Consider the following 10,578-nt stretch of genomic DNA (forward strand, 5'->3'; position numbering starts at 1 on the left):
TCCCGAGGCGTCGAGCGCGTTCTCCACGACTTCGCGCACTCTCCCAACGGTCTCTCCTTGGTCGGGCAACTCGGCCCAGGAGCGATCGCCACGCCCTGGGAAGGCGACGAGGGCAGTTCGCTCCAGCTCCTGGTCCATGCCCGAGTGTGGAAAGGCCACCCGAAATGTGGTGCGGGCATGGCAACACGGAGTGGAGCCGCGGAAGGTCGCTGCCACCCACGATCCATCAACAATGAACAGACAAATAAGCATAGAAAACCCAAGAGCGGAGTGATCGTGGAAGGTTAGTGTGCCAACTGTGCGAGATGAGACCTGGGAGCCCGCCGTCACGGTCGACGAAGGCCTCAGCCGCAGAGCGAAGGCGCTGGCATGCACCGTTCCGCTGCATGAGCTCGACGCCCACAAGGGCAAGATCGAGTGGGCCGAGGCGAAGGCCTACCTGATGGCGGAGATCGCTCTGCACACCATCGACCAGGTTGCGATCGCCATGGACTTCGACACGGGCGCCAGCCATCAGCACGTCCTGGAGCGGGTCCAGCGGTTCGTCGCGCGGCAGGCTCCGCAGCGCTCCACCCAGGAGCATGCTCGGGTCGCGGCGTGGGTGCTGGACAGTCTTATCAATCTCGGGGACGTGGATCGCGCTTTCCGCCGGCCATACGGAGCGGTGGACTCCGAGGGCATCTACAGCGTGCACACCTTCGACTTCAAGCTCATCGAGGAGCGCAGGGACGACACGGGAAGCCTGTATCTGCGTGCGTCGGACGAAGCACTGAACGTCCTGGTCGGCGCCCTGGACACCGACGTCGAGTCTGCCCAGGTCGCAGCCGAGGTGAAACTGGACAACCTGATCAAGCGGGGCCGTCTGACGGACGCCAAGCTGGTCGCCGAGCAGGCGCGCATCCGTACGATCCAGTACGGGGAGATGATCCGGGTCCAGTTGGACGCGACCAAGCGCAACGTACAGGTGGTGGACTGGCGGGAGAAGGTCCCGAAACTGCTCGACGACGCGCTCGCCCATGTCGAGGAGCGGGTCAAGGCCGAGCGGGCGATCGCGAAGTACATGGCCAAGGCGCGCGACGAGGCAGAGGAGCCCGTGTGCAAGAGCCGCGCGGCAGAACTCGTCGACATCGTCGAGGACTGCGTCCGACGCCACATCAAGCTCCAGACCCACCTGCTGGGAGCCCGCGACCTCTTCCGGGAGCAGCAGGATCGCCAGCAGTTCTCCGACGCGCCCCAGCGCCAGACCATCGACCTGTACGGCCACCTGCTCATGCCCGCCCTCGGCCTGCCGGTCGCCGACGTGTCCGGCCCCGTCGACCGCTACTTCACCGAGTCCGTCGGACCGGCCGTCCGGGATCTTCCGGACCTGGCCACCCTCGTTTCCCTGCTGTTGCGCCCGGCACCGCAGCGCACTCAGTTCGCAGGTGAAGTCCCAGATCTCGACCTCGAGAAGCTGGAAGAGCAGAAGCGCTTCACCGACCGTCAGTGGGAGCAGGCCAACGCACTCCTCGATCTGCCGGACGAGGTACGCACGTTGTCCGATCTCCTGGACGAGGCGGCAGCCCTCGACCCCGAACTTCCCGAACTCGTAGCGCTCCTGGCGCTGCACGCATACAGCCCGCAGACCGGAACGGCCCTGCGCCGCGGAGACGATCAGGTCCTGCTGGCCGTGCACGCCGGCAACCGGCTGGACAGTCAGGGCTTCGAGGGTGACGACCTGCTCCTCACCACAGCACGGCTCGTGGACCGGGCCACGGCCGATCACCTGACACGCACCACGCAGACCACCGGAGGAGACAACCGATGAGTGGTGTCCTCGGCACCTACAGCGAGCACGACGCCGAGGAGGCTACGCAGCTCATCGGATACGGCCTGCGGCCCAGGTTGCGCCCGCACAGGGACGCCGAATACGCAGCCCTCATCCGTCGCTACGACGAAGAGCCGGCGTTCGAGCAGCTGGTGAAGAAGAGCGCGGCAGGCCTCGGGCTGCGGGTCATCGGAGTCACCCAGCGCGCCGGCGCCGTATTCGGAGCCCTGCCGGGCTCGGTGTTCGAGACCAAACTCGATCACTACGCCCGGCAGGCGCGCCAGACCCAATCAGCGCGAGTCGGAGCGGGTACTGCACGGCATCGCACACCTCGCCATCGCCGCCTGCTGTTTCCCACGGCCCCAGGACCTCGACGACGACGGCTATGTCGGCCAGGCCACGGTTTCCTCGGTGGACAACCTGGTACGTCATGCCTGCAAGGAATTGTCCGAACGTGTGGCCAGGTCCGAGGAGAACAGCGACCCCATGGACGGCGCCCTCGAACTGGAGCGTGCCTGGCGCGCGTACCAGCGCAGACCCGAGGCCGGCTCGACCAGCGACGGCCGCGTCGCCACGCCGTCCACCGAGGCGATCGTGGGCAAGGCCCTGCGCTACCTGGTCGACCAGGGCATGCTGACCGAGACCGAGGACGACGAACGCCCGGTGAAGGTCTACCGTACGACCGGCCGCTACCAACTGCAGGTCCGTGAACTGGCGGCGGTCGAGGCGTACGACGAGTTGCTGCGCCTCGGTGCCACGGCGGAACCGACCGCCACCAGAATCCTGCCCGTCTCCGACCCCGGCAAGCTGTACTGAGGCCGCAGACGTGGAACACACGATGATCTACGAACTCTCCCGTGTTCGCCTGTGCTCGGTCGGCCCGGCGAGCGCCCGGTTCCAGGACGTGACCCTCGACCTCAGCGGCGCAACGCCAAGGGCCGCAAACGCGACCGCCACGCCGGCGTCCTCTTCCTCGACAACCCCATCGGGCGGGCCAACGCCGACTACCTGCTCGACCTGCAGCGATCGGTGGCGGAGGCGCTCGGCGTCCAGCTCATCTACACCACGGGGCTCTTCGACGAGAACGCGCTGGGACAGTTCCCCTTGATCATTCGGCTGCGCAACGACGCCGACCTGAGGGCCGCGCGCCAGTACCTGATCGTGGACGAACTGATCCGCAACCACCTCGACCGCCTCGCTCCCGCGGACGGGACCGGACGTCTGTCCGCCGCCAGGGTCTTCACCCGCGACGCGAAGAGCGACGGAGAATGACGCAGGAGACACCGGCGGCAACGAGCGAGCTGCCCCGGCGGGAACGTGAACTCCTCGCACTCCTGCGCCAGTGGGCCAAGGACAACAAGCGCAGCGCGCACAGCAGAACGCAGATTCCGCTGGAGGCCGTGCTGAAGGCTTTCCAAACCATCCGCAACCGCAATGCCGAAGGGGACTTCGAGCCGGCCGTACTCGCCGATCGCCTCGAAGCCCTGGAGCAGCGCGGCCTGATCAAGGCTTTTCGGGAGAGAACCCCCGATCAGGTGTCCCTGCCTGTCAAGATCTGGCTCCTGCCGGAGGAACGTCCCGTCCGTGCCGAGGAGCCGATGCCACGCTGGCATCACGAACTGAACTGGCTCGCCCGGGAGTGGCAGCGGGCCACCCCCAAACAGCGGGCCGCTTACACGGCCCTCAACCTGTGGCGCAAGAGCGACCCGGACCTGTTCGCCGTACCGATCCGCGAGCGAGCCCTGGAGATCTTCGGCGCCTTCGGCTCCGAGACCGACTTCCCCATGCCCGAGAAGACCTTCGACGAGCTGAAGTCCGGGCCCCTCTTCTCCGATCCGGACCGGTTGGATGAGATCATCCGGACCTTCCGGCCGCCGCCACCGCTGCTCACGGAGACCTTCCCGCTGGAGGAAACGGACGGCCGGTACCGTCGGGTCGGCACCGGTGACGTCCTGCTCGTCGTCGAGAACGCGACCACCTGGTGGTCCCTCGTCGAGTGCCTTCCCGAACAGCACCGTCTCGGATACGTCGCCTGGGGACTGGGCAGCACCTTCCGCGCCTCGGTCCGGGCCATCACCGCGGAACACCGCATTTCGGAGATCCGCTACTTCGGCGACCTGGACCTCAGCGGCGTACGCATCCCGCTGAAGGCCTCCCACACCGCGTCACACCTCGGCCTGCCCGCCGTGCGACCCACCGAGGTGCTGTACGAAGCACTGCTGGGCCTGGGACGGCCCCGTATCGCCAAGGAAGCTCCGGCCGATGCGGCGGAGGCCGCGGAACTGGCGAGCTGGCTTCCCGCACAACACCGGGCGGACACCATGAACCTTCTCGTCGAGGGCAGACGGCTCGCTCAGGAATGGGTGGGATACCGCTACCTGACACGAAACACGGGCTGGTACGCGGACATTCGCTGAAGGAACTCTCCCTCAGCCCCGGGTAAGCCTTCTAGGAACGCAACCAGCACGATCGACTGCGGCATCCCTTGGCAAGGACGGATCAGGCCACTTTCCAGATATGTAACGTCCTGAATAGGACAAGTACCGCTCCGTGCTCACGAGGGCAGGCGGAGGGAACAGATGGGGCGGTGGACCGCCAACTGCGGTCGGAGTCTTTCGGAGATTCGATCTGATACTGAAGGTCACCCCATAACGGACCTGGCAGCCACGAGGCGCGGTACGGCTTATAGCCTGGGCCGGTCGTGGCCGGTGAATGTCAGGGGTGGGATGACAGGCGAGCGGAGACGCCGGGCTGCGGTGATCGAGTACTGGCGGGCGGTGGAACTGTTCAGCCCGCAGAAGGTTCCGGCCGTGTCGTTGCGGGAGCGGGTCTACGAGGTCGCGGCGGATCGTGCGTTGCCTTGGGAGGACGGTCATCCCGTACGGAGTCTTCCACTGGATCCCGGATATGCCTGGCAGCACATCGTCTATGGAGGCTGTTTCGCCCTGGCAGACGTCCGCGACACGCTGCTGGAGGTCTTCGGCCGGGACGAGGAGGACGTAGACGGGCGGATGGACGGCGATACCGCGCTGTTCGCGCTGACGGTCACTGATGACGGTCGGCTGCTGCTGGACTCCCCGGTGTTCTCGGCGTGCGGCTGGGCGACCGGCCGGACGCTGAGCCCCGGCCCGGGCGGCGGGCGGTGGCTGGACGGCTTCGAGGAGGACGTACAGCCGTGGCTGGCCCGGGGCGCCGAACTCGGGGAGCCGCCCGTGCCGGTGACGGCCCGCGCGCCGGACGGTGACGAGTCGTTCATCGGCTCTGTGCTGTCCGCCGCCGACGTGGGCGGCGTGGCGGTGCCGCAGGACGACAGCGAGGAGGACGAGGACCGGGCCGGGGCGCCTGTGGGCGCCCGGCGCATCCGTGCTGAGGATCTCATCAGCTTCACTCGCGACCTGGCGGCCCGCTGGGGTGTCGCAGATGCTCTGCGGCCGTTCGGCCTGCGAGTCCGAACCGTCGCGGTTCGGGAGGACCGGGCCGAGGACAGCGACCAGCAGGACTTCCTGAACAGCTTCATCGCCGCCGATCTGGACCGGGTGGCCAAGGCGCTGCCCGTGGCTGGCACCGGCGCACCGCTTGAGGCGTATCTGACCCCGGGCGCGGAGCTGAACACGGCCAGGCGCACCGATCTGCGGGTGCGGCCGGAGGAGGCGCTGGCCGGGGTGCAGCCTCGGGCCACCCCGCTGGGCCGCTGGCCGGCGGAGAGCGCACATCCGCTGGCGTTGAGTCAGCAGTTCGCCGTGAACTCCATCAAGGCCGAACTCGCGGGCGGTGGTGGCCTGTTCGCCGTCAACGGGCCACCGGGTACCGGTAAGACCACCATGCTCCGCGACAGCATCGCCGACCTCGTCGTGGAAAGGGCGGTGCGGCTGGCCGGGCTGCGGCTGCCGTCGGCCGCGTTCTCACCGACCGTCCACCGGTGGAAGAGCGGTGAGTACACCCGTACCGTCACTGAGCTGCTGCCGGAGTTCACCGGCTTCGAGATGGTCGTGGCGTCGGCGAACAACGGGGCGGTGGAGAACATCTCCACCGAGATCCCGGCCCGTGACGCGCTGGGCGGGCACTGGCGCGAGGACGCCGACTACTTCGCCGAGCAGGCCACCCGGCTGCTGAAGGGTGTCCCGGCCTGGGGTGCCGTCGCCGCCCGGCTGGGCAGCAGGAAGAACCGCATCGAATTCGTCAACCGCTTCTGGCACGGCAAGGAGAAGGGCACCGACCAGGGGACTCCCACCGCCGCGCGCCGCGGCCGTCCGGGTTCCTGGAGCGACAGCGGCCAAGGGCTGTCCCAGGTGATGCGCATGTACGCCACGACACCGCAGACCGGCGTGTGGCGCGACGCCAGGGACCGCTTTCAGGCCGCGCTGGCCGAGGTACGGCAGCTACGGGACGAACGAGACGCCGCAGCCACCGCGCTCCGCGCCGTGCCTGCCGCCCGGGCGGCCGTCGAGGCCGCGGAGCGGGCCGTCGCTGAGGCCAACGACAGGCTCGCGCTGCGCCGGGAGGCATTGTCAGCGGCTGAACGGGCGCTGGCCCGGGATCAGCAGGCGTGCGACAGCGCCGAGGGACGGCGCCGGGAGCATTCCAGCCGCCGTCCCGGCTTCTGGATCATCGTGTGCACCCTCGGCCGGGCCGCCCGTGACTGGCACGCCGAGGACCAGGTCCTGGCCACGCAGGAGCGGGACGCCCAGAAAACATGGCAGGAGACCGACTCGGCCGCCCGGCAGGCGCGGACGGCCGCCGACCGGGCCGAGGGCGAACTCCGCGAACGGCGGCAAGCCCTCACCGGTGCCGTCGAGCATGCGCGGGCCTTTGACCGTACGGTGTCCGAGGCCCGGGCCGCCTGGGGCGCGCACGTCCCTCATGACTCCTGGCTCGCGGACGACACCACCCGGGAACTGTCCGCCCCCTGGGCCGACCCGCAGATCACCCAGGCCCGATCCGAGCTGTTCTTCGCCGCGCTCGACCTGCACCAGGCGTTCCTGCGCTGCACCGCCAAGACCATGCGAGCCAATCTCATGGCCGCCATGGACGTGGTCACCGGCGGCGCGCCTGCCACGCTCGGCGAGCCTGCCCGGCGCGCCGCCTGGCAGAGCCTGTTCCTGGTCGTCCCCGTGGTGTCGACGACCTTCGCCTCCCTGGACCGCGTGTTCGCCGGGGTCGGCCGAGGGGCGCTCGGCTGGCTGTTCATCGACGAAGCCGGACAGGCCACTCCCCAGATGGCCGTGGGCGCGATGTGGCGCGCCCAGCACGCCGTGGTGGTCGGCGACCCCCTGCAGTTGGAGCCGGTCGTGTCCCTGCCCTGGACCGCCCAGCAGGCGCTCCGGCGCGACTACGGCATCGCCGAGGAATGGGTGCCGGGCCGCACCTCCGTCCAGCAACTGGCCGACCGCGGCAACCGCTTCGGCACCACGCTGCCCGCCGAACTGCCCGACGGCTCGACCGAGGTATGGGTCGGCGCACCGCTACGCGTACACCGCCGCTGCGACGACCCCATGTTCACCATCAGCAACGCCATCGCCTACGACGGCCTCATGGTCAACGGCACCCCCGACCGCGGCCCCTTCACCTATCCGCCTGCCAGCTCCTGGGTGGACGTCGTATCCAGTCGGGCAGAAGGCCACTGGATACCGGAGGAAGGCCGGGCACTGCGCCAGATCCTGGAACGCCTTGCCGCCACCGACAGCATCGATCCCGCCAAGCACGTGTACGTCATCAGCCCCTTCCGCGCCGTCGTCGCCGGCGCCCGACAAGTCTGCCGCGGCCTGCTCCCCATGGACCGGGTCGGCACCGTCCACACCACCCAGGGCAAGGAAGCCGACGTCGTCATCCTGATCCTCGGCACGGACCCCGCCCGCCCCGGCGCCCGCGCCTGGGCCGCCTCCCGCCCCAACCTCCTCAACGTCGCCGTCAGCCGGGCCAAACGCCGCCTGTTCGTCATCGGCAACCGCGACGCCTGGCGCGACCAGCGCCACTTCACCACCCTCGCCGCCGAACTCCACCACCACGCCTGGCCCCCTGCCAGCACGTGACCGGATGGGCGCAGGCAGACGGGCGACAAAATTGGTTGCCCGGTGCGATCTGCCCAGAAGGCGCGTCGATGGCATCGTGGCAAATGATCAGGACAGTTTCGACAACGTCAAGGGAGCGGGTCGGAGGTGGAGGATGGCTGCGGGTTCCCGTGGGGGATGACGCGGATCGATGGGTCACGCGCACGTGCTGCCGACGCGTCCTGTGCATCGTGCACAATGTGTCCTCGGCAAGCCGCCGGAGACGGATTAATGTGCTGCACTGGTTGCCGAATTACCAGCCGCCGAGTACCAGGTTGTCGCGGTCCTGCATCCCAACATCTGGTACGGCCGTGGCCCGGGGCAGGTACGCGCGTGGCTGGACAACGCCCGGCGTGCCGACTCGACGCCATCGCTCCGATCGGCGGGTGGCGGCAGGCCCTGATCACCGCTGACTGCATCCTGGGTGACTGCTCCACCGCGCCGGTGGGTAGGGCACTGCACGCCCGCCGCCGCAAAGGAGCGGGAATCCCGAAGTCGAACAAACACTCTAGGTGATAATGTCGTCACGCTCAGAACTGGCCCTTCATCAGATGCTGGCACCTGGAGGAGACATGGCGAAGAAGTGGGAAGCCGATCCCGAAGCGTCCTTCGCGCGGCGGCTGGGCAAGTCGTCTCTTGAGCTGGGGCAGACTTCCGGGAACACCGGCTGCCCTGACATGTGGGAGCTGGACAACGGAGATGTCGCGGTCATCGGTGCGGATCTGACCGCTTCCTACGAGGGGCGGCTTCCGGACGACGTACGGGTCGATCCCGGAGAGCGGCTGGTTATCATCCCCCGGGCGACGATCCTCGCGGCCAAGGCGGACATCCCGGATGCGTAGTCCGCTGCACGGTGCGGTGGGCGAGCGCATGGCGCTCAAGGACTACTACGCCGACTTCGAGAAGTACTTCTGGCGCTGCGGCGACCTCGGATTCTGGAAGCTTGAACCTGGATCAACCGCATCCGCGCCCGCGCCGCCTACCTCTTCATGCCCAAGCAGCGCCCCGACGCCGAGGGCCACCGCCGCGTGATGTGCCCCGCCGAGGCGGGCCGCACCCAGTGCCCCCTCAAGAAGCACACCCTCGGCCGCGGCATCCACCTGCCTCTCGTCGACCCCGCCCCCAGCCCCGCGGGCTCACCCCCGTGCTGCAAGCAGCGCACCATCACAGTCCCGCCCGAGTCCGGCGCAGACCAGTGGCAGCACCTCCAATACGGCTCCGAAACCTGGCAGCGCGTCTACTTCCGGCTCCGCAACAGCGTCGAAGGGATCAACGGCTACGCCAAGGACCGCCTCTACGAACGCCTCGAAGACGCCGGCACGCGCCGCATCCGCGGCATCGCCGCCCAGACGCTTCTGCTGGCCTTCCAGCTCGCCCATGCCAACCGCCGCAAACTCACCGCCTGGGCGAACTCCATCGCCCTCCACGGCGACCGACCCCACCGCCGGCCCACCCGCCGCCACAAGACCAAGCCACTGGGCACCTGGACCCCCAAGGGCTACGTCACCGAGCCAGAAAAGACCGAGCCCGATGAGTGAGACTGCCCACACTTCAAAAACCCACTAAAGATCAACAACCACAAAGATCGACTGCCCGGCGGCTCGCCAGCCGCCGGGCAGTCATGCATGTAAGCACCATCACACCGCACCTGGCCTGCCCAGGCATAGCGAAACGGGCTCATCGTGATCGCGATGAGCCCGTTTCGTCGTTGCTACCAGAGCACTTTCGTCGGTGCTCCGTTGTGCGCGAGGGGGGAGTTGAACCCCCACGCCCTTGCGGGCACTGGAACCTGAATCCAGCGCGTCTGCCTATTCCGCCACCCGCGCATTGGGTGTTTCTTCCGGCTCCACCCCTTGGGGTCGGCGCCTTCCGACATGCAGAAGATTAGCACGGTGGACAGGGTGGACTCACCTCGCTTGTTCCAGCCCTCCCTCCCACCGGATCGCCCCGGTTTCAAGGCGTGACGGTCCGCGTATCAACCTCGTACCGGTCCAGGCCATCTCTCCAGGAGGTGGCCTGGTCCACAGTCGGGTGCGGGACACTTGTGCTCGCCCCCCTCTACGATCCTTGACGGGAGTGGTTCCAAGGGCGGCCGCCCGGGGAACCGGCTCACCGCCGGGAGCGTGGATACGATCAAAGCAGTACCAGGCAGAGCAGTACACGCAAGCGGTATGGCAGGGCAGCACGGCAACGAAGGAGGAGGTGCCCCATGGGAGTCCTGAAGAAGTTCGAGCAGCGTCTCGAAGGTCTGGTCAATGGCACCTTCGCCAAGGTGTTCAAGTCCGAGGTCCAGCCCGTGGAGATCGCCGGAGCACTCCAGCGCGAGTGTGACAACAACGCCACCATCTGGAACCGGGACAGAACCGTCGTCCCCAACGACTTCATCGTGGAACTGAGCGCCCCGGACTACGAGCGTCTCAGCCCCTACTCGGGCCAGCTCGGGGACGAGCTGGCCGGCATGGTGCGCGACTACGCCAAGCAGCAGCGTTACACATTCATGGGGCCGATCAAGGTCAACCTGGAGAAGGCGGACGACCTGGACACCGGTCTGTACCGGGTCCGCAGCCGTACGCTCGCCTCCTCCAGCAGCCAGCAGGCCCCGTCGCCCGGCGCACCGGCCGGGCGCCCCGGCCCCGGCTCCGGCCCGGCCCCGGGCGGCTACGGCTACCCGCAGCCCGCTCCGCCCACCGGAGCGCCCCCCATGCCGTCCGCGCCGCCGCCCGG

The 10,578-nt window shown here is 68.3% G+C and carries 7 protein-coding genes, 1 tRNA gene and 2 pseudogenes; 9 read left to right on the forward strand and 1 reads right to left on the reverse strand.

Features of this window, described 5'->3' with window-relative positions; translation table 11 throughout:
- Nucleotides 1–298: 298 nt before the first annotated feature.
- The 8 genes and pseudogenes from ACWEKM_RS33215 to ACWEKM_RS33250 all read left to right on the forward strand — a co-directional run bounded on the left by ACWEKM_RS33215 (nucleotide 299) and on the right by ACWEKM_RS33250 (nucleotide 9,392).
- Nucleotides 299–1,807, forward strand: a complete 1,509-nt coding sequence (locus tag ACWEKM_RS33215; RefSeq protein ID WP_451624975.1) for a hypothetical protein — start codon at nucleotides 299–301, stop codon at nucleotides 1,805–1,807.
- Nucleotides 1,808–2,218: 411 nt separating this feature from the next.
- Complete coding sequence (locus ACWEKM_RS33220) at nucleotides 2,219–2,623, forward strand: hypothetical protein (RefSeq protein ID WP_451624976.1); 405 nt, start codon at nucleotides 2,219–2,221, stop codon at nucleotides 2,621–2,623.
- A gap of 105 nt (nucleotides 2,624–2,728) precedes the next feature.
- Nucleotides 2,729–3,079 (forward strand): annotated as a pseudogene (locus ACWEKM_RS33225) (hypothetical protein); the annotation flags it as partial.
- The gene (locus ACWEKM_RS33230; RefSeq protein ID WP_451624977.1) at nucleotides 3,076–4,224 is read left to right on the forward strand and encodes a Wadjet anti-phage system protein JetD domain-containing protein; all 1,149 of its coding nucleotides are present in this window, start codon (nucleotides 3,076–3,078) and stop codon (nucleotides 4,222–4,224) included. The pseudogene ACWEKM_RS33225 and the gene ACWEKM_RS33230, both read left to right, overlap by 4 nt.
- 309 nt (nucleotides 4,225–4,533) lie before the next feature.
- On the forward strand, nucleotides 4,534–7,836 hold the full coding sequence (locus tag ACWEKM_RS33235; RefSeq protein ID WP_451624978.1) for a DEAD/DEAH box helicase: 3,303 nt from the start codon (nucleotides 4,534–4,536) through the stop codon (nucleotides 7,834–7,836).
- A 259-nt stretch (nucleotides 7,837–8,095) separates the two neighbouring features.
- Nucleotides 8,096–8,283 (forward strand): annotated as a pseudogene (locus ACWEKM_RS33240) (hypothetical protein); the annotation flags it as partial.
- A gap of 143 nt (nucleotides 8,284–8,426) precedes the next feature.
- Nucleotides 8,427–8,696 (forward strand): hypothetical protein, encoded by a 270-nt coding sequence (locus ACWEKM_RS33245; protein WP_307627757.1) that lies wholly within the window; start codon nucleotides 8,427–8,429, stop codon nucleotides 8,694–8,696.
- A gap of 147 nt (nucleotides 8,697–8,843) precedes the next feature.
- Nucleotides 8,844–9,392 carry a hypothetical protein gene (locus tag ACWEKM_RS33250; RefSeq protein WP_451624979.1) on the forward strand — a complete coding sequence of 183 codons (549 nt, stop codon included), beginning with the start codon at nucleotides 8,844–8,846 and terminating at the stop codon, nucleotides 9,390–9,392.
- Nucleotides 9,393–9,596: 204 nt separating this feature from the next.
- Here ACWEKM_RS33250 and ACWEKM_RS33255 read toward each other — a convergent pair.
- A tRNA-Leu gene (locus tag ACWEKM_RS33255) sits at nucleotides 9,597–9,680 on the reverse strand.
- Nucleotides 9,681–10,063: 383 nt separating this feature from the next.
- On the opposite strand from ACWEKM_RS33255, the gene ACWEKM_RS33260 reads away from it, so the two are divergent.
- The coding region (locus tag ACWEKM_RS33260; protein WP_451624980.1) for a DUF3662 domain-containing protein at nucleotides 10,064–10,578 on the forward strand (515 nt) is incomplete at its 3' end.

The organism is Streptomyces sp. NPDC004752 (assembly GCF_053601275.1).

Bases quoted from the DNA above. Each gene is read 5' to 3' on its own strand.
- ACWEKM_RS33230 (WP_451624977.1), top strand. From the start codon at position 3,076: ATGACGCAGGAGACACCGGCGGCAACGAGCGAGCTGCCCCGGCGGGAA.
- ACWEKM_RS33235 (WP_451624978.1), top strand. From the start codon at position 4,534: ATGACAGGCGAGCGGAGACGCCGGGCTGCGGTGATCGAGTACTGGCGG.
- ACWEKM_RS33245 (WP_307627757.1), top strand. From the start codon at position 8,427: ATGGCGAAGAAGTGGGAAGCCGATCCCGAAGCGTCCTTCGCGCGGCGG.
- ACWEKM_RS33250 (WP_451624979.1), top strand. From the start codon at position 8,844: ATGCCCAAGCAGCGCCCCGACGCCGAGGGCCACCGCCGCGTGATGTGC.